Below are 18,539 nucleotides of genomic sequence, written 5' to 3' on the forward strand. Positions count from 1 at the left end.
TTTCTGGTGCGCAAACAAACATGACGGTGAACTTCACATAAATTTCATATGCTGCTACATAAAATGAAAGGCAAATATAAAAACTCAAAATGCGGAAGAAACAATGTTCAAATTTTTTCTACGCTGGATGGACAGCTGGTCGGGTGATGTCAAAACTCAAACAGTGCAGCCAGACAGTCCAAAAGACTTAAACATCCAATGGTTGCGTATTTTGCCATTCATTGTATTGCATCTTGCCTGTTTTGCGGTGTTCTGGGTGGGGGTGTCTAAATTTGCAGTGATGTTTATGTTGGGATTTTATCTGATCCGAATGTTCGCCATCACGGCATTTTTTCATCGCTATTTATCCCACAAAACATTTCAAACTTCGCGTGCTGTCCAGTTTGTGTTTACTTTAATTGGCACCATGAGTGCACAGCGCGGTCCTCTATGGTGGGCAGCACATCATCGTTACCACCATCGATTTACCGATACCGAACAGGATCCGCATTCTTCTACCCATGGATTTTGGTATAGCCATGTCGGTTGGTTTTTGAATGATCAGAACTTCACCATCCGAAAAGAAGTGGTGAAAGATTGGTTGAAGTATCCAGAGTTGATTTGGTTGGACCGTTTTAGCCTTCCCGTGGTTTTAGTCACTGCAGCGGCTATTTATGGCTTAGGCGAATGGCTGGCTGTAGCCTATCCGCAATTCTCAACTTCTGGACCGCAATTACTGGTTTGGGGTTTTATCATTTCAACCGTGTTGTTGATTCATGCCACGCTCTGTATTAACTCCCTCGCACATGTATATGGCTCGCGCGATTTTGATACTAAAGATCAGAGCCGTAATAACTTTCTCCTGTCGATTATTACTCTCGGTGAAGGTTGGCATAACAACCATCATTACTATGCGGGGAGTACCCGCCAAGGGTTCTATTGGTGGCAAATCGATGTGACTTATTACCTCTTAAAAGTGATGTCTTGGATGGGTTTGGTTTGGGGCTTAAAGCCTATTCCTGCTCGAGTCTACGCAGCCAGTCATCGAAAGGCATCATCCATTTATATCCATCCAAAAAAATTTAAAAAGGAAGATTTTTCATGAAGATTGCGATTATTGGCTCGGGTATTTCTGGACTCTATGCGGCATGGAAATTATCTGTACAGCATCAAGTCACAATCTTTGAAAAAAATAGTTATTTTGGTGGGCATACCGATACGCATCATTTTCAGATTGAAGGTCAGACTCTTGCTGTAGACAGTGGCTTTATTGTTTTTAATGATTTGAACTACCCATTGTTTAGTGAAATGCTGGCACAACTTGGGGTAGAGAAACAAAGCAGCGATATGAGTTTTTCAGTCAATAATATTGTGACGGGACTCCAATATAATCCTTCAAAAAAATGGTCGTTACTTAAGCGTCCACAAAACTTTTTAAATCAAAAGTTTCGGCGCATGTTGTTAGACTTATATCGCTTCTATCAAGAGAATAAAGATCAATCCGTAATTGATTGTGATGCTGAACTGACCATCGAAAGTTATTTAAACCAACATCATTACTCAGAAGAGTTTCGGCATGAACATCTCTATCCCATGTGTGGTGCCTTGTGGTCAACCCCAGTCGACCAAGTTGGACAAATTCCTTATAAGTTTGTGGTGAGTTTCTTCCAGCATCATCGCATGTTGCAGTTAAAGGCAAGACCACAATGGCAAACAGTTAAAAATGGCTCAAATAGTTATATTCGTGCAATACGGCAGCAATGCCCGAGCATTCAGTGGGAACATCTGGAAGTACACAGCGTCAGCCGATATTCCGATCGTGTCGAAGTGCAAACAGATGCAGGTTTACATACCTTTGATTGGGTTGTTTTTGCCAGTCATGCCGATGATACGTTGCAATTATTGGAAGATGCGACGGATTTAGAACGAGAGATTCTACAAAACTTTGATTATCAAAATAATCACATGGTCGTTCACCATGATAGCTCGATTATGCCGCGGCAACGTTCGCAATGGGCGAGTTGGCATGTCCATGTCACAGCAGATGAAGAAGCAGGTGTAGATTTAGCGGTCATACAATATAGTTTTAGCTACTGGATGAATAATTTGCAGAATCTGCAATGTAAAACTCAAATTTTTGCTACTTTAAATCCGAATATGAAAATTGACCCAGCCAAAATTTTGGTACAACGACATTATCGTCATCCTGTGTTTGACCAAAAAGCAATTCAAGCTCAAGCACGTTGGCAAGAGTTGCAGGGGCTGAATCGTACTGCTTATTGTGGTGCTTATTGGGGCTGGGGCTTTCATGAAGATGGTGCTCGCAGTGCGGCACGTGTTGTTGATTATTTAGCGAAATTATCTTGATATGAATCATGGAGCTGATAGATGTTGAACACGCCGCTTGCAATTGCCGAGGCCAGCATCCGTCATCGGCGTTATATGCCGAAGGCTCATGCATTTGAAGCTAAGTTGAATTACTTGTGGTTTGATCCCGATCAACTTGAACGCATTACAGCTCAGTCCCCCTTATGGTCTGACAAACACTGGAATATCTTAAATTTATATAGTACGGATTTCTTAACATACTATCAGGGCAGTCTCAGACAAAAAGTCGAGCAGGTGCTGGCTCAGCAATCCGAGGTCGAGTTATTGACGGACCGGCAGATTCGTATTCTGGCTTTACCGCGCTGTCTGGGCTTTCGCTTCAATTCAGTGGTGTTTTATTTCATTTTTGATTCGCAACATGAGCAGCCTATTTTTATTTTGAGTGAAATCACCAACACGCCTTGGAATGAACGTAAAGTCTATCTGCATGATTGTCGACAGCCGCTGCAAGCACATGGGGATTTTAAGGGCTACGAGTTTTGTTTTGAGAAATCATTTCATGTCTCGCCGTTTATGCCCATGGAGTTGGATTATCGCTGGCGGTTTAACTTTTCAGACTCACTGAATGTGATTCACATGCAACTGTTTGAACAACAAAAACAGATATTTGATGCCACTATGCGTTTTCGTTTGTGTCCCATCACATTTCCTTCACAGCAACATTATTATGCTCTTAGATATAGTTTAGAACCTTTAAAAATGATGGCTTCAATCTATGTACAAGCCTTGCAGTTATGGTGGAAAAAGGTGCCGTTTTATCGGCATCCGAAGAAAAATAAGGATTAACATGTCATGATGAAAGCATTTCTTTATGGTGAGCAAGCTTCACTGCCATTTTTACTCAGAAGTTTACTGAAATTACGTCATGGACAAATTAGTTTTCGTGGCGTGTGGAATGGTACAGTCGGAGAAGTTTCAGATTTGCATGCGGTGGTTGAGGTGCATAATCCAGAAGTCATGCAGCTCATCTTCAAACAAGGTGTGTTAGGCGCTGCAGAAGGTTATATCCGTGGTGACTGGAAAAGTGATGATCTGGTCGAGCTGATTCAGATTTTGGCACGTAATCGCGATGTTCTAGATAAAATCAATCAAAATGCCGTGGCACAGTTGAGTCAGTTTGTGCTGAAAAACTGGTACAAAAGCCGCAGAAATACGCTCAGTGGCAGCCGTAAAAACATTGCGGAACACTATGACTTAAGTAATGACTTTTTTAAACTTTTTCTTGATGAATCCATGATGTACTCCAGTGCGGTGTATCATCAGGCCGACATGTCACTTGAAGCGGCATCGGAATTAAAGAAAGAGTTGATCTGTCAAAAACTACAACTCAAACCTCTCGATCATCTGGTGGAAATTGGCAGCGGATGGGGCGGTTTTGCCATCTATGCGGCTCAGCATTATGGCTGTAAAGTCACCACCATCACCATTTCTCAGGCTCAATACGATGAGGCGGTGGCTCGCGTACAGGCAGCGGGTTTAAGCCACCGTGTTGATGTTCAGCTTAAAGATTACCGTTTACTGGAAGGTAAATACGACAAATTAGTTTCGATTGAAATGATTGAAGCGGTGGGTGAGCAGTATCTTCCGACTTATTTTAAAAAGTGTCGCGAGTTACTTAAACCACAGGGTCTAGCACTGATTCAAGCCATTACCATCGAAGATGCACGCTATGAAAAAGCACTCAAAACGGTTGATTTCATCAAACGCTATATTTTCCCAGGTAGTTTTATCCCTTGTATTAGCGTGCTCACCCAAAGTGCCTCAGAACAAAAGTTAAGGTTGAAACAGTTGGATGATATTGGACTGAGTTATGCGCAGACCATTCATCATTGGCGTGAGCGTTTCTTGAATGCGAAACAACAGGTTTTACAGCTCGGTTTTGATGAACACTTTATTCGCATGTGGGACTTCTATTTATGTTATTGCGAAGGCGGCTTTAAAGAAGGCGTGATTAGCGATGTACATATGTTGTTTGAAGCCAGTAGTTACTAATTCGGCAGATCAAGATAGGGGAAGATGATGTTTGTTCAACTCGCGATCCTGAACCTTGTGATTATGTTGTGTTGCTGGCTCTGGGCAACCTTGAATCGACGTGTCGGTATCGTGGATGTCGCTTGGAGTGGCTGTCTAGCTTTAAATATTATCCTGACCGCGATTTGGGTTGAAGTTGCTCCCATACCGATCCGCCTGTTCATTGGCATTTTCAGTGGCCTGTGGTTTATCCGATTGTGTGCCCATTTGTTAAGACGTTATCTTGCCGAACAGCACGAAGATACACGTTATGCCAATATGCGCCGTGCCATGGGTAAATTTCAGCATTTTGGATTTCTGCAGTTTTTTATTTTTCAGGCTGGTCTAGCCCTCTTATTCTACGTGCCAATGTGGGCCCTCTTGACCACACCACAACAAGATTGGAGTTCGGCTTATCCTGTGTATTTGGCCGTTGCTGCAATCATCTTAATTCTGGCTTTTGCAGGGGAAAGCATTGCGGATCAGCAGCTCTATCGCTTTAAACAGCAACCGCAACATCGTGGACTAACTATGGATCAAGGGCTGTGGCGTTACTCGCGGCATCCCAACTATTTTTTTGAATGGATGCATTGGTTTGTTTATCCCATTTTGGGGTTGGCAGCAGGGCTCTATTTATTATGGATCTATCCCGTGTTGATGTGGTTGTTTTTGTATTACATCACGGGTATTCCGTTTAGCGAACAACAAGCACTTAAAAATCGGGGACAGAATTATCTCGATTACCAACAACGAACATCAATGTTCATTCCGTGGAAACCCAAAAAGTAGGTACGCACATGGATTATATAATTCAAAAATCATTAAAGCTGGTGGAAAGTGGTTTTATTCCAGATCAAGCCATTCGCGCAGCCATTCGTGGCCTAAGTAAAAAACGTCTGATTCAAGAGGGGCGTTATGATCCTGAGCAGGCAGCACAGCGTTATATGGATGTGCTGAATATGCTCAAGCAGAGTGAAATTGCGATAGAAACAGAGAAGGCAAATGAACAACATTATGAATTGCCGACACAATTTTTTCAGGCAGTGTTGGGTAGACGCCTAAAATACAGTGCCTGTTATTTTCCCCATGACACAACCACATTGGATCAGGCGGAAGAGTTTGCCTTGCAACTTTATAGTGAACGCGCCAAGTTGCAAGACGGCCAAGATATTCTGGAACTCGGCTGTGGTTGGGGATCATTCACTTTATGGATGGCCGAGCGTTACCCGGATGCACGTATTACCGCAGTTTCTAACTCCAAAACGCAGCGTGAACATATTTTAAAGCAGGCAAGAATTCGTGGGCTTTTAAATATTGAGGTACTCACGTGTGATGTGAATGTGTTGGAGCTGAGTCATCATTATTTTGATCGGGTCGTTTCGGTCGAAATGTTTGAGCACGTTCGAAATTATAAGCGACTGTTTGAAAAAATTAATGGGTGGCTCAAGCCAGATGGTTTATTGTGGTGTCATATCTTTTGTCACCGTTTCTTGCACTATCCGTTTGAAATTAAGTCTGAATATGACTGGATGTCTAAATATTTCTTTACTGGTGGGCTTATGCCTTCAGTATCCACCTTTTTACATTTCCAAGAACATTTAGAACTGGAACAGCATTGGCAGTGGTCGGGTCAACATTATGAAAGAACAGCCAATGCTTGGTTAGAAAATATGGATGCACATGCAATAGCGCTTAAACCTATTTTTGAGCAAACCTATGGCAAAGAGGCTGATGCTTGGTGGCAACGCTGGCGAATCTTTTTCATGGCCTGTGCTGAATTATTTGGTTTTGAGCAGGGTCAAGAATGGGTCATTAGTCATTTCTTATTTCACAAAAAGACCACTTGAAGAAGGGTTATTGATTTAGGGAAATTATATGCAGAAATCCCAAGCACACTTTCAAAAACATGCTTTAACTGAAATTTTCAATCGTTATTACTGGTTGCAAATTGGGTTGATTGCGCTGTCGATTATTATTGGAATTGGCTGTAGTGCTTGGGTGATTAAAGGTTCATTATTAAAGACCGCATTAGAACAAGAGATGGCACATTACTGGTCACGGGTAGAGCGTGATCCAAAAGCCGATTTGCCTGATACCAAAAATCTTTACGGTTATCGCTGGACCAGCAGTACTCCACCTGAACAGTTTCAGAATCTTTCTTTAAATTTAGGTGTGCATCGGATCTGGGTGGATGGTAAAGAACGTATGACCGTATATGGTGAGCAAAATGGACAGCATGTCTTACTGGTCTTTGGTGAAAGTAATGTCAATAAGCTGGTCTGGTTGTTTGGTCTAGCACCACTCATGTTCAGCCTATTTATTCTTTACAGTTTTCTATGGTGGTCAAATCGCCGTGCCAAACGCTATTTTTCGCCAATCACTCGACTCGCAAATGCCTTGGAACATATTGATTGGGCACATCACAATAAGCAAGCCTCTCCATTTCAAGATATTAATACCAATGGCAATATGGAAGCGGAATATCTGAAGCAGGCACTCGAAAAATATCATCAAGTGCTGAGTGAGTTTATTCAACGCGAACGCGAGTTCACAGGTGATGTCAGTCATGAATTGCGCACACCACTCACTATTTTAAAAGGCAATGTGCAGCTCTGTCAGGCGCGATATGGGCAAGATAAGGTTTTTACCCGCTTAAATAACACCATTGATGATATGCAGCTTTTGGTCGACACTTTATTGGCGATTGCCCGAAATACAACGCAACATTTGGCATCAGAACAGATGCTATTGTCTGAAATTATTGAAGATTTAGTCGATTCATTACAAGCGGTAAGTCAAAGCAAGGGTATCCGCATTTATGTGCAACAGGATACATCTGAGCAGCTTCGGAATCTTTATCCTTCCATGACCAAAATGGTGCTGAGTAATATTCTCAGAAATGCACTGAATTATTCGCAAGGATCAGACATTCATATCATTCAGCAGAAGCATAGCCTCTTAATTGCGGACAATGGTATTGGAATTAATCTGCCGAATGATGGCAAAGTACAGGAACTAAATAGTTCTCAACTCGATTTTGAAATTAAAGGGCATGGTATTGGCTTACAACTGGTCGAGAAACTGTGTAAACAGCTCGGTTGGTGTGTGGAATTGTTTGATCGGGAATATTATTTGTCTGTGCATCCCGAACTGAATTTAGCCGTGAGTACAGGCTTGGTTGTGGTGGTTTATTTTTATTAATATTCTCCAGACTCCATCGAAATTTTCACACCGACCCCTGAAACCGTATGCAGTAGTTTCTGTGAGAATGGTTTGTCGATCATTTTACGCAGGTTATAAATATGGCTGCGTAGGGCATCACTTTCGGGTTCCTCATCGCCCCATAATTCAATCATGATCTCTTGTTTGGTAATTACTTTGGGTGAATTGCGCATCAAAATTTTCAGGAGTTTGAACTGAATGGGCGGCAGCTCTATGCTTTGTCCCGCACGTGAGACGGTCTGTGTAGCACTATCCAGCACCAGATCATGTATTTGCAACTTATGATTGGCGACCTCACCCAAAGCGCGTTTAATGAGCGCACGAATACGCATCACCAGTTCATTAAAATCGAAGGGTTTAACCAGATAATCATCTGTGCCTGCTGCAAAGCCTTTGAGTTTGTCATCTAGTGTGTCACGCGCTGTGAGCATCAATACAGGAATATCTAAATTTTGCTGGTTGCGAATCCACTCGCATAGGTCATATCCTGAACCATCGGGTAAATTAATATCCAATAGTAATAAGTTGTAGTGCTGTGATTTGAGCAATGTTTTAGCTGCATCTAGGTTGCGTGCATGATCAATCACATAGCCATGTGCTTCTAAAAACTCGCATACTGTTGCCGCAAGTTCGAAATGATCCTCCACCATGAGGATAAAGTGATTACTCATATGCTAAAAAATTGCCGATTAATTTAATAATTGTTGCTTTAATTTAGCATTAAAAGGGGCAGTGCCAAACCAGATTTTAAAATATTGGTTGGCATTCGGATCACGTATTGCGCCTAACTTTTTTTGATTCAATTTTAATTCAAGTATCTGATTTTCATGTTGATAGTAGAGGCTGTACAAATCGCCCTGTTTCACTGGCTGATAGAGTTGAGTAATATGGTTTAACTGTGAGTTTTCATTAAAGCCGGCCACATTTTTCTTTAAGAAATAGGATGCAGCCTGCTTAAATGCCCATTCTGGAATGTCGTGGTTATAGTTAAAATCTAGGCGTATGGTCTGTTTTTCCCAAGATTTTTGACAATTGGTTGCGAAATAGCTCACCCTACCGACATTTTTTTTGGTCACAATCAGCGGGGCGCTGTTGCATTTATCTAGACTGGTCGCATTAGTCGATAGACTGACCATGAATGTTGTCGCGCCGACCAAGCTCATCAAGATTTTTTGAATGGTAAGACCCATTTGTAAGCCCCTCCAAAAATAGGTAATGAACGATACAGACCATTGGCAGGATCCCAGTAATCTTGCTGGAAAATGATTTGTTGCTTTGCATTAATCTTGATTTCACTAATGCCATAAGATGCCATAGTTTTACTACGTCCAAACATCTTGAAATCATAAGCCATATACCAATGAATATAGGCTGAATCTTCATGATGTGTTGCACTGATTAATTTTACGCTGACATTGCTGACGCGGTTATTCATGCCTTCAAAATGCTGAATCAGGTCTTGTTTGTTAGAAAATTGAGACAACGTATCATTAATATATAACTGATCTGCATAGAGACTACTCGCTTGATTCACAAAAGTTGGCGTTCCCAATGTATTGAAGGCCGCGACAAAACGGGAGCCTATCTCGTGAGCTTGTTCATCATTTAAGTTAATCCCTTGGATATTCTGATCTGCTTGAGTGTAGTCTTGGCTATAACTCGGAAGACTTTTGCAGGCAGAGAGTCCCAGCACAGTCACCACAGTGGTCATTAGTGTTGTAAAAATTTTCATCACACTCTTCCATTGTTTTTATTTAATGTAAGTAAAGTGATGTGAAGTGAACGTGAAAAATTTTGTCGCTAAAATAAATTTCAAAAAGAAATCATCACAAAAAATTCATGTTCAATTTTCTATGATTCACCCTAGAGCATAGATGTGATGTAGGCTGAATCAAGTGATTGTGAAACGGTCTAGGTTAAACATTTGGCATTTAAAAAAGGGGATGGTGTGAATATGTTTGTGGAACAAGATTTGTCTAGAATTATTGAAATGGCGTGGGAAGATCGGACGCCTTTTGAAGCGATAGCGCGTGAGTATGGTTTAAATGAAGCTGCAGTTGTACGTTTGATGCGGCAGAATTTAAAAGCGGGCAGTTTTAAATTATGGCGCAAACGTATGGCAGGGCGTAAAAGCAAGCATCAACAGTTACGATCACCTGAAATTAGCCGAGCTTACTGTTCACGTCAGTATAAACAGGCTTAAGTTAAGTGGAAATAATTTAAATATATCGTAGATATTCAAGATCATGACAGCTTTGATTGTAATTATGAGGTGGCAGATTTACTTTTTGTACGGGCATGGCGTTTACATCTTTCGGAGCAATACTTCACCTCATCCCAGCAACGTTGCCACTTTTTCCGCCAAAGAAAAGGGCGTTGGCAATAGGCACATATCTTTTCGGGTAAATGTTGTTTTTTCATAGTTTTACAATTGATCAAGTTGTTTCAATAGTGACTGGGCATGAGCCATAATCTTTGCTTTGTCTTGCAGTCGATCAAGAGTTTTATAGACCATAGACATTCGTGGGTTGTGTCGAAGTAAAGCCTCATGCCGAAGCATAAAATACCAATACAGGCTATTAAATGGGCAGCTGTCTGCTTCCGTTTTGGTCTTGACGTTATACGTACAGTGCTGGCAATAATCTGACATTTTATGAATGTAATTGCCTGATGCTGCATAAGGCTTAGTTGCCATTAAACCACCATCGGCATGCATCACCATGCCTATGGTATTGGGTAATTCGACCCATTCATAAGCATCGGCATAGACAGCTAAATACCATTCGCAAATTTCTTGTGGATGGACACCAGTCAAAAGTGCAAAGTTCCCCGTAATCATTAAGCGCTGAATATGATGGGCATAAGCATGTTGAAATGTATTACGGAAACATTCAGCCATACATGCCATTTTAGTATCGCCTGTCCAGTAATATTGGGGTAAAGGCGTTGTATGCTGGAGTGCATTTTGGTCACGATATTCAGGCATGTATAACCAGTAAATTCCGCGGACATATTCTCGCCAGCCTAAAATCTGTCGAATAAAACCTTCGACGGCATTCAAGGGTGCTTGACCATTGTAATAAGCCATTTGCGCAGCATCACAGACTTCTTTGGGCAAGAGTAAGCCACAATTTAAGTAAGGTGAAAGCAGGCTGTGAAACATAAAATCTGAGCCATGAATCATGGCATCTTGATAATCACCAAAGTAGGGCAAACACTGCGTAATAAAATGATGGAGTGCAAGCAATGCATTCTGACGCGTGGTTGCCCAGTGAAATGGTTCTATACTACCGATATGTTGAGAAAACTCTTTTTTGACTAGCTCAATTACATCTTGATCAATTTGATCACGTTCAAATACTAATGGGCTGGTCAGCGGTGGATTGCCTGACCATGCTTTACGATTGGCTTGATCAAAATTCCATTGCCCACCTATAGGTTGCTGTTCATGCATTAAATATTGAGTTTGCTTGCGCATTTCTCGATAGAAATATTCCATGCGCAGGGTTTTGTATTTTTTAGCCCATTGATTAAATTGTTCTATACCGCAAAAGAAGCGATCATCCTCCAAACAAACAATGGGGAGTTGCAGGGCGTTGCCCCATGCAGTTTCAATTTCATGCTGTAAACGATATTCACCACATTGCGTGATCACAAGTGAGCTTGCAGGGAATAACTGTTGCTGACGCTGAATGAAATCAAGCAGTTTTTTTATCTCGCTACCCCGTTTGAAGGTGTGATAACGAATTTTCCAACCTGCAGCTTTTAGCTCTTTAGCAAAATGACGCATGGCACTAAAGATCAGTGCTATTTTTTGTGGATGATGTGCAACATACGTTGTTTCTTCAAGTACTTCCGCCATAAGAATGAGATCTTCTGCGGGGTTTAAATACTTGAGAGTGGCGAGTTGGTGATTTAATTGATCACCTAAAATTAAACCAAAACGCATGAGCTGGACTTCATTAGAAGGATACTTATCAGTGTAAGTCTTTAGAACTCAATTTTCTGTGAAGCAATGTTTTAAAACTTTAGAAGCGATTTAGTGATGTACTTATTTGTTAATCTATTTTGTTGATAATGCAGAGGTTTAATATATATTTTTATACAAGCTATAGTGATTGGTTTGAAAATTAGATATAGGATTAATAAATTCAATTTCTTATGTAAAAGTTGTACTTTCAATTCTTCGAATTTATGTGATAAGAACTTAAACAAAAAAATATTCAGACATTATCGGCAATTTATGCAACAAAGTTGATCAACCATAAAATATGGTGTTCAGCTAAGTTAACTTTTCCTCGTTAGATGAACAGAGAAAATGGTCATACTTCTTTAAAGTGAAGTATGACCCAAAGCTTTTCTATACTCGAAACTGGATCAGATCGAACTAACTAGCGATTCCGCTTTAAAGATGCTCGAATATTTAGCTCGTGCAGCATGCAATTTTTGGTAGCTATCGAGCAAACGTTGATGACGATCTAGTCCTTCCAGTTTCATGCTGGTTGGCGTTAAACCGTAGAAGCGAACACTGCCATTGACTGAACCGACAGCGGCATCCATACGTTCATCACCAAACATACGACGGAAATTCACTTCATAATCTTCAAGTTCCATTTCATCATCAATTTCAACTTCGAGCACCACATTTAAACATTGGTAGAATAAACCACGTTCAACGGTGTTGGTGTTGTATTGCAAGAAGGTTTCAACCAAGTCTTTGGCTTCTTCAAATTGCTGCAATGCAAGATAAATCATGAGTTTGAGTTCAAGAATGGTGAGCTGCCCCCACACTGTATTGTCATCAAATTCGATCCCGATTAGGGTCTTGATGTCAGTATAGTCATCGAGTTCGCTTTCTTCTAAACGTTCAACTAACGCTTCTAACTGTTCATCATCCAAACGATGTAAATTCAGCGTATCTTCACGGAACAACAAGGCTTTATTGGTGTTGTCCCAGATTAAGTCTTCAACCAAATACACTTCTGAATAGTCAGGTACTAAAATACGGCAAGCTGTCGCACCTAAATGCTCATAAACTGCCATATACACTTCTTTGCCCATGTCTTTCAAGATATCAAATAAAGTCTTGGCTTCATCAACATTTTTCGCATGTCCTTCAGCACTAAAATCCCATTCGACAAAGTCATACTCAGATTTTGCACTGAAGAAACGCCAAGAGACCAGACCACTCGAGTCAATGAAGTGTTCCACAAAGTTGTTCGGCTCTGTCACAGCGTGAGAGCTAAAGGTGGGTTGTGGTAAATCATTCAAGCCTTCAAAACTACGACCTTGCATCAGTTCGGTCAGGCTGCGTTCAATCGCCACTTGCATATTTGGATGCGCACCGAAAGAGGCAAATACGCCACCCGTACGTGGATTCATTAAGGTTACACACATCACAGGGAACTGACCGCCCAGAGATGCATCTTTGACTAAAATAGGGAAGCCTTGTTCTTCTAAACCTTTAATGCCTTCAATAATACTTGGATATTTCGCCAGTACGTCAGCAGGAACATCTGGCAGCGCAATTTCACCTTCAATAATTTCACGCTTTACTGCACGTTCAAAAATCTCAGATAAACATTGGACTTGTGCTTCAGCAAGGGTATTGCCCGCGCTCATCCCGTTACTTAAATATAAGTTTTCAATTAGATTGGTTGGGAAGTACACCACCTCACCATCGGACTGACGCACGTATGGCAGTGAGCAAATACCACGTTCAATATTGCCTGAGTTGGTGTCGTATAAATGAGTACCCAAAAGTTCATTTTCAGGGTCGTAAATGGCTTTGCAATATTCGTCTAAAATTTCTGGCGGCAATTCACCATTTGGTCCAGGCTGGAACCATTTTTCTTCTGGATAATGCACATACTCGGCATTGGCAATCTCCTCACCCCAGAACTGATCGTTGTAGAACAAGTTGCAGTTCAAACGTTCAATGAATTCGCCCAATGCTGATGCTAAAGCACTTTCTTTAGTCGCACCTTTACCGTTCGAGAAACACATTGGCGAATGTGCATCGCGAATATGCAATGACCACACATTTGGCACAATATTACGCCAAGAGGCAATTTCAATTTTCATGCCCAAGTCAGCCAATAAGCCTGACATGTTGGCAATGGTTTCCTCTAAAGGTAAATCCTTACCTGTGATATGGGTGAGGTGTTCAGAAGCTAAATTCGGCATTAAAAGTGCTTGCGCATCTGCATCAATACTTTCAACTTCTTCAATCACAAAATCAGGTCCGGTTTGAATCACTTTCTTAACCGTACAGCGATCAATCGAACGTAAAATCCCTTGGCGGTCTTTTTCTGAAATATCCGCAGGAAGTTCAACTTGGATTTTAAAAATTTGTTTATAGCGATCTTCAGGGTCGACAATATTATTTTGCGATAAGCGAATGTTATCGGTTGGAATGTTACGCGCAAGGCAATAGACCTTGACAAAGTATGCTGCACACATCGCTGAAGATGCTAAGAAATAGTCGAAAGGTCCTGGTGCTGAACCATCGCCTTTGTAGCGAATTGGTTGGTCAGCAATTACAGTAAAGTCATCAAATTTAGCTTCGAGTCGAAGGTTATCGAGATAATTGACTTTAATTTCCATGTGGGCACCTAATGAAGCTTATCAGCCTAAACCAGACAGATATGCATCTAAAATATTGAATTAAAAGCAGAATGCAATGAAGAAATTGATTTGCAAAAAGAATCAGTCAAAGAATTGGGGCTGATTAAAAAACGGCTTAACGAATGCGAGCTAATTTTACAGATTTATATCTAAAAGTGGAAATGCTATCTTTAGATTTATTTAAATTTACTAGGTCAAACCCAATCTTGCCGTTATCCATTTTTTTAGGTACCTGTAAGGTTAAATTTGAGCTAAATTCTTCTCAGCCCAAATTCGCTTCCAAACAAATAGTGTCTCTAGTGGCGTGCGACCACAGCACATTTTTCCTTGATGAGTTTGTTCAGTATTTTAGAATTTTAGCCAAACGTCTAGATCAGTTTGTAATTCCTCTATTCTGCTATACAGCTTCTTTCGAAATGTAATTTGATAAAACTTCATGGCTTTGTTGCACAAAGCTGTTCGTAAGGTCTGATTCAGCAATATAATTCTCAGATGAACAAGCCTGCACCTAAAATCTACCATACAACCAACTGGTTCAAATACAATCAAGCCTTAATTAATCGAGGAAACATCTCGATTTGGTTGAATTCTAAAACTCAATGGTATGCTCAATCAAAAGGTAAACATGGTCGAAATCAAACCTATTCTGATGTAGCTATTCAGTGTTGTTTGATGATCAAATCTTTATTTCGGTTATCTTTGCGTATGGTCACTGGCTTTGTTCAAAGTCTCATTCAGCTTTGTGGTTTAGATTGGACAGCGCCAGATTATTCCACTATTTGCAGAAGATAAAGGCGTATTGATCTTGTAATTGGTTATCAAAAAAGTGATGGACTACATCTGCTTGTCGACTCTACTGGCTTAAAATTTTTAGGAGAAGGCGAATGGAAACGCAAGAAACATAGGCCAGAATATCGCCGCCAATGGCGTAAATTACATATTGGTATAGATGCTGAAACCCTTCAAATACGGGCAGTTCAGCTCAGCACTAACAATGTGAGTGATTCGCAGGTACTTGGTGATTTACTTGATCAGATTCCACAAGATGAGCAGATTGACTCCGTATATACTGATGGGGCTTATGACACAAAACAATGCCGTCAAGTAATTTCGGATCGGCAAGCACATGCAGTGATTCCACCTAGGAAAAATGCGAGACCTTGGAAAGATACAAAAGTTCATTCTCTGGAGCAAAATGAATTACTTCGAACAGTTAAGTATTTAGTAAGAACAATATGGAAAAAATGGTCAGGTTAGCATCGGCGCAGTTTGGTTGAAACCAAGATGCATTGCATCAAATTATTGGGGGATAAACTTAGTGCGAGAAACTTTCAAAGCCAAGTCAATGAGATTCATGCACGTGTGGCAGTATTAAATGAATTTACGGAATTAGGCCGACCTCATACCCGAGTTGTATCTTAAAATTGAGTAGCTCAGAGTAGCTTTAATTTTTAAATCTTTGTGCAACAAAGCCAGTCGTCATTGACAAATACATACGGATGTTAATAGAGTTAGGTGGCTTATTATATTGTAGCTAATTAAATGAATCTCGAAAAAAAGTATCAAGTGCTTTTAAGTGAAGCAAACAAACGCCAACTGCCTGATATTGAGAGTATAGAACTGTGTTTCATGGCACTTTCATTGGCTACGCATATTGATGCTGATTGTGCAGAACAACTGGCTGTACATGGACTATCAGAAGGCAGATTTATTCTTTTGTTCTTACTTGATGCTGCCGAAGATGGGATTGCCCCAAAAGATTTAGCTGAACAAGTAGGCATTACTCGACCAACGGTGACTGGCTTGGTTGATGGTTTGGAGCGTGAGGGCTTAGTAGAGAGACATGCCGATCCTGAAGACCGCCGAGCCTTAAAAATTCAACTTACAGCAAAAGGTAAGTCGATCGCTAAAAATGTATTTGAGCAGCATAGCCGTTGGATCGCCAAAATATTCGGGAATTTAACTTCACAAGAACGACAACAATTCACCCAATTACTCGCAAAGGTTTCGAATAACCTCAATAACAAGGAATAATTATGAATCAGTATCTCATCGAACTTTATACACCTAATTCAACTTGGAAAGGCTTGTCTTCAGATGAGCGTACTCAATACTTAAATAATATTGGTGCAGCGATGGGCCAGTTAACGGAACTTGGTGTTAAAGCATTGACACTCACTCAAATCGACTCACAAGTTGATCAGAGTAGTGAACATCAATTTTTAGGTGTCTGGTACTTCCCAAATGAAGAAGCTCGTGATGCGTTACTTACTGGCATTAAAGCAAGCGGTTGGTATGATTACTTTGATCATGTAAATGCAGCTGGCAAGGAAGGTAACTTTGCCGAGCACCTTGAAGCTCTTTCTAAAATATAATTTGCCTCCATTAACAATTAACAGCCTTATAGTCCTGTTAAGAGATAAAACGCCTTACAATTTGAAGGCGTTTTATCATTAACTAAGGATTAGAAATTAATAACAAAATAAAGTGCGATAGGAACCGTAACCAAAGCCAGCATTGTACTTAACATGACTGACGTAGCCGCTTTTTCGGGGTGTAAGCCCAAAGTATTTGAGATTACAACAACATTGCCAGCCATTGGTGTAGCAACCATGAGAGCAATAATCTGCAAGATTTGTTTATCTACTGGAATAATAAACATGAAGATCAATATGCCAACAATTGGGTAAATAAGATGCTTCCATGTCAATGATAAGGCTGAGAAAAGCCAATCCACTTCAATTTTAGAGAATTTTGCAATCGTGATACCGATAGTCATCATGCCTAAAACACTATATGCACCTTTAAAGTTCGCCAGAAATGAAAGGAGTACATCGTTAAATTGAATATCGAGATATTTAAAAACGATACCAATAAATGCTGCGTACAAGATCGGCATTTTAACGACTTTAAAAATACTCTCTTTTACATTTAATGAGCCCTTAGCGGTAAGAAAATAGCCGACTGTAAACTCATAGAGGTTAATGCCGATAATGATAAAAATAGCGATCGCAATTTGTGTTTTGTCAAAGATTGCGAGTACCAGTGGAAGCGCAAAATAACCAGTGTTCCCTGTGCCAGCAGCAAAGCCAAATAGGTTTACACGACTATCTTTCCAGAAACATCTTGCGAACATTAGACCAGCAATAGCCATGAAGGATGCCAGTAAAAATGCACCCAAAGAATACTTCAGATATGTCCAATTGGCAGGGGATTCCACAATCGAATAAAAGATCACAAAAGGAGAAATAATATAAACAAGCAATGTTGAAATATCTTTTGAGTCCAATTTTAACTTTTTACCAACTATCCAACCAACAACAGAGATTGCGATTAATAAAAAAACGCTTAATACAACTTCAAAAATCATCTTAAAACCAACTATTCAATATCCAAAACTGTGGCTGATGAGAATGTGTATGTTCCATAACATTTCTGCAGCCATCGTTTCCCTGTAATCTCACCACGCCCATGTAAACAACGAAGATTATTAAAAATAATCAGATCCCCAGCACCCCAAGACTTTTGAACTTGGCATTCAGAGACAGCGGTTTTTAATTCAAATAAAGCACACTCGCTTGCTTCATCAGTCGCATTGACGTTATGTAAAGCAGCCTTGATTTCGTAATGCCCATCCACCAAGTCAAAGATAGAACTTCGAATACGTCTGTTCTTTACTTTGAATGTTTCAGGGGCTGTATGTACAAAACGAGGTTCAACCAAGACTTCTCTGGATTTCTGGCTGAGCTTGTTTACAACATCAGATAGCTTGACCAAGTTAGTCGAAGTCTTTTTTTCATCTACTAGACACATCAACGACAGGGTGTGTGGTCTGATATTTCTCGACAAATAGGCTCCATCGGTATGAAAGTCGAACTCTGCCACGCCTTCACTTGAGATGCTTTTATTATCAGCACGATCAACAGGGGTGATCTCATGGACCAAAGCACCTTGCTTTTCTTCTTTGAAGGCAAATGGATTCAAACCACAAGCCTTTGTGACACCCAAAAGAACGAGCTCTGAAATATATCCCTTTGTGTAGGGTCTGGAGGCACTTGTCGGTGGTGGGCACAACTGATCATCAATGGGGAGATTTGAAAACTCAATTAGACCTCCACCTATACGGAGTTCATTTAAATGAATATCTCTTAAATTGAGATACTTTCTTGCCAAACTCGCACTGTGTTCGATAATTGATGATGTAAGGCATTCATTAAATTCTGGCAATGCTTTTAATTCATTTTTCCAAGAATTAGCACAATGTTCGTCAATCTTGATTTGCATGATGTTCCTATGACGCAATTTGATTATTA

Annotated in this window: 18 protein-coding genes and 2 pseudogenes; 11 read left to right on the forward strand and 9 right to left on the reverse strand. The window is 40.4% G+C overall.

The annotated features are described in order from the left end of the window. The first annotated feature begins 103 nt into the window (after positions 1–103). The 7 genes from GWK51_RS14870 to GWK51_RS14900 are packed head-to-tail and all read left to right on the forward strand — an operon-like array spanning position 104 to position 7,578. Positions 104–1,084: an acyl-CoA desaturase gene (locus GWK51_RS14870; RefSeq protein WP_161934295.1), complete on the forward strand. Its 981-nt coding sequence runs from the start codon at positions 104–106 to the stop codon at positions 1,082–1,084. Further along, the gene (locus GWK51_RS14875; RefSeq protein ID WP_161934296.1) at positions 1,081–2,346 is read left to right on the forward strand and encodes an NAD(P)/FAD-dependent oxidoreductase; all 1,266 of its coding nucleotides are present in this window, start codon (positions 1,081–1,083) and stop codon (positions 2,344–2,346) included. Before GWK51_RS14870 ends, GWK51_RS14875 begins: the two co-directional genes overlap by 4 nt. 21 nt (positions 2,347–2,367) lie before the next feature. Next, positions 2,368–3,153 (forward strand): DUF1365 domain-containing protein, encoded by a 786-nt coding sequence (locus GWK51_RS14880; RefSeq protein ID WP_161934297.1) that lies wholly within the window; start codon positions 2,368–2,370, stop codon positions 3,151–3,153. 6 nt (positions 3,154–3,159) lie between these two features. Continuing rightward, positions 3,160–4,359 carry an SAM-dependent methyltransferase gene (locus tag GWK51_RS14885; protein ID WP_161934298.1) on the forward strand — a complete coding sequence of 400 codons (1,200 nt, stop codon included), beginning with the start codon at positions 3,160–3,162 and terminating at the stop codon, positions 4,357–4,359. Positions 4,360–4,386: 27 nt separating this feature from the next. Next, positions 4,387–5,166: a DUF1295 domain-containing protein gene (locus GWK51_RS14890; protein ID WP_161934314.1), complete on the forward strand. Its 780-nt coding sequence runs from the start codon at positions 4,387–4,389 to the stop codon at positions 5,164–5,166. A gap of 8 nt (positions 5,167–5,174) precedes the next feature. Further along, positions 5,175–6,224 carry an SAM-dependent methyltransferase gene (locus GWK51_RS14895; RefSeq protein WP_161934299.1) on the forward strand — a complete coding sequence of 350 codons (1,050 nt, stop codon included), beginning with the start codon at positions 5,175–5,177 and terminating at the stop codon, positions 6,222–6,224. 28 nt (positions 6,225–6,252) lie between these two features. Then, entirely contained in the window at positions 6,253–7,578 is a 1,326-nt protein-coding gene (locus GWK51_RS14900) for a sensor histidine kinase (RefSeq protein ID WP_161934300.1), read from the forward strand. On the opposite strand, the gene GWK51_RS14905 is transcribed toward GWK51_RS14900, so the two are convergent. The 3 genes from GWK51_RS14905 to GWK51_RS14915 are packed head-to-tail and all read right to left on the reverse strand — an operon-like array spanning position 7,575 to position 9,334. Further along, complete coding sequence (locus tag GWK51_RS14905) at positions 7,575–8,270, reverse strand: response regulator transcription factor (protein WP_161934301.1); 696 nt, start codon at positions 8,268–8,270, stop codon at positions 7,575–7,577. The genes GWK51_RS14900 and GWK51_RS14905 overlap by 4 nt on opposite strands. Positions 8,271–8,288: 18 nt before the next feature. Then, a complete protein-coding gene (locus GWK51_RS14910) occupies positions 8,289–8,789 on the reverse strand; it encodes a chalcone isomerase family protein (protein WP_142768413.1) in 501 nt (166 codons plus the stop codon). Further along, positions 8,762–9,334 (reverse strand): nuclear transport factor 2 family protein, encoded by a 573-nt coding sequence (locus tag GWK51_RS14915; RefSeq protein ID WP_407925993.1) that lies wholly within the window; start codon positions 9,332–9,334, stop codon positions 8,762–8,764. The genes GWK51_RS14910 and GWK51_RS14915 overlap by 28 nt, the downstream gene beginning before the upstream one ends. Before the next feature lie 219 nt (positions 9,335–9,553). Between GWK51_RS14915 and GWK51_RS14920 the strand changes: the two genes are divergently transcribed. Further along, a complete protein-coding gene (locus GWK51_RS14920; RefSeq protein WP_161934316.1) occupies positions 9,554–9,802 on the forward strand; it encodes a TIGR03643 family protein in 249 nt (82 codons plus the stop codon). Between the two features lie 62 nt (positions 9,803–9,864). Here the strand turns inward: GWK51_RS14920 and GWK51_RS14925 are convergent, their stop codons facing one another. The 4 genes and pseudogenes from GWK51_RS14925 to GWK51_RS14940 all read right to left on the reverse strand — a co-directional run. Next, positions 9,865–10,020, reverse strand: coding sequence for a DUF2256 domain-containing protein (locus GWK51_RS14925; protein WP_161934302.1), 156 nt, complete (start codon positions 10,018–10,020; stop codon positions 9,865–9,867). 4 nt (positions 10,021–10,024) lie between these two features. After that, positions 10,025–11,548, reverse strand: a complete 1,524-nt coding sequence (locus GWK51_RS14930) for a cryptochrome/photolyase family protein (RefSeq protein WP_161934303.1) — start codon at positions 11,546–11,548, stop codon at positions 10,025–10,027. Between the two features lie 428 nt (positions 11,549–11,976). Continuing rightward, positions 11,977–14,205, reverse strand: a complete 2,229-nt coding sequence (locus GWK51_RS14935) for an OsmC domain/YcaO domain-containing protein (RefSeq protein ID WP_161934304.1) — start codon at positions 14,203–14,205, stop codon at positions 11,977–11,979. Positions 14,206–14,466: 261 nt separating this feature from the next. Next, positions 14,467–14,661 (reverse strand): annotated as a pseudogene (locus tag GWK51_RS14940) (IS481 family transposase); the annotation flags it as partial. A gap of 57 nt (positions 14,662–14,718) precedes the next feature. On the opposite strand from GWK51_RS14940, the pseudogene GWK51_RS14945 reads away from it, so the two are divergent. From GWK51_RS14945 to GWK51_RS14955, 3 genes and pseudogenes are all read left to right on the forward strand, one after another. Then, positions 14,719–15,648, forward strand: a pseudogene (locus tag GWK51_RS14945) (IS5 family transposase). Positions 15,649–15,768: 120 nt separating this feature from the next. Further along, positions 15,769–16,260, forward strand: a complete 492-nt coding sequence (locus tag GWK51_RS14950) for a MarR family winged helix-turn-helix transcriptional regulator (protein ID WP_161934305.1) — start codon at positions 15,769–15,771, stop codon at positions 16,258–16,260. Positions 16,261–16,262: 2 nt separating this feature from the next. Next, on the forward strand, positions 16,263–16,601 hold the full coding sequence (locus tag GWK51_RS14955) for a DUF6616 family protein (RefSeq protein WP_161934306.1): 339 nt from the start codon (positions 16,263–16,265) through the stop codon (positions 16,599–16,601). A gap of 89 nt (positions 16,602–16,690) precedes the next feature. On the opposite strand, the gene GWK51_RS14960 is transcribed toward GWK51_RS14955, so the two are convergent. Beyond that, the gene (locus GWK51_RS14960) at positions 16,691–17,596 is read right to left on the reverse strand and encodes an AEC family transporter (protein ID WP_161934307.1); all 906 of its coding nucleotides are present in this window, start codon (positions 17,594–17,596) and stop codon (positions 16,691–16,693) included. A gap of 11 nt (positions 17,597–17,607) precedes the next feature. Next, positions 17,608–18,539 (reverse strand): TauD/TfdA family dioxygenase (locus tag GWK51_RS14965; RefSeq protein WP_216071784.1); only part of this gene is annotated, 932 nt, incomplete at its 5' end.

This window comes from Acinetobacter kanungonis (genome assembly GCF_009939195.1).
Classification (GTDB): Bacteria; Pseudomonadota; Gammaproteobacteria; order Pseudomonadales; family Moraxellaceae; genus Acinetobacter; species Acinetobacter kanungonis.

Bases quoted from the DNA above. Each gene is read 5' to 3' on its own strand.
- GWK51_RS14870 (WP_161934295.1), top strand. From the start codon at position 104: ATGTTCAAATTTTTTCTACGCTGGATGGACAGCTGGTCGGGTGATGTC.
- GWK51_RS14875 (WP_161934296.1), top strand. From the start codon at position 1,081: ATGAAGATTGCGATTATTGGCTCGGGTATTTCTGGACTCTATGCGGCA.
- GWK51_RS14880 (WP_161934297.1), top strand. From the start codon at position 2,368: ATGTTGAACACGCCGCTTGCAATTGCCGAGGCCAGCATCCGTCATCGG.
- GWK51_RS14885 (WP_161934298.1), top strand. From the start codon at position 3,160: ATGATGAAAGCATTTCTTTATGGTGAGCAAGCTTCACTGCCATTTTTA.
- GWK51_RS14890 (WP_161934314.1), top strand. From the start codon at position 4,387: ATGTTTGTTCAACTCGCGATCCTGAACCTTGTGATTATGTTGTGTTGC.
- GWK51_RS14895 (WP_161934299.1), top strand. From the start codon at position 5,175: ATGGATTATATAATTCAAAAATCATTAAAGCTGGTGGAAAGTGGTTTT.
- GWK51_RS14900 (WP_161934300.1), top strand. From the start codon at position 6,253: ATGCAGAAATCCCAAGCACACTTTCAAAAACATGCTTTAACTGAAATT.
- GWK51_RS14905 (WP_161934301.1), bottom strand. From the start codon at position 8,270: ATGAGTAATCACTTTATCCTCATGGTGGAGGATCATTTCGAACTTGCG.
- GWK51_RS14910 (WP_142768413.1), bottom strand. From the start codon at position 8,789: ATGGGTCTTACCATTCAAAAAATCTTGATGAGCTTGGTCGGCGCGACA.
- GWK51_RS14920 (WP_161934316.1), top strand. From the start codon at position 9,554: ATGTTTGTGGAACAAGATTTGTCTAGAATTATTGAAATGGCGTGGGAA.
- GWK51_RS14925 (WP_161934302.1), bottom strand. From the start codon at position 10,020: ATGAAAAAACAACATTTACCCGAAAAGATATGTGCCTATTGCCAACGC.
- GWK51_RS14930 (WP_161934303.1), bottom strand. From the start codon at position 11,548: ATGCGTTTTGGTTTAATTTTAGGTGATCAATTAAATCACCAACTCGCC.
- GWK51_RS14935 (WP_161934304.1), bottom strand. From the start codon at position 14,205: ATGGAAATTAAAGTCAATTATCTCGATAACCTTCGACTCGAAGCTAAA.
- GWK51_RS14950 (WP_161934305.1), top strand. From the start codon at position 15,769: ATGAATCTCGAAAAAAAGTATCAAGTGCTTTTAAGTGAAGCAAACAAA.
- GWK51_RS14955 (WP_161934306.1), top strand. From the start codon at position 16,263: ATGAATCAGTATCTCATCGAACTTTATACACCTAATTCAACTTGGAAA.
- GWK51_RS14960 (WP_161934307.1), bottom strand. From the start codon at position 17,596: ATGATTTTTGAAGTTGTATTAAGCGTTTTTTTATTAATCGCAATCTCT.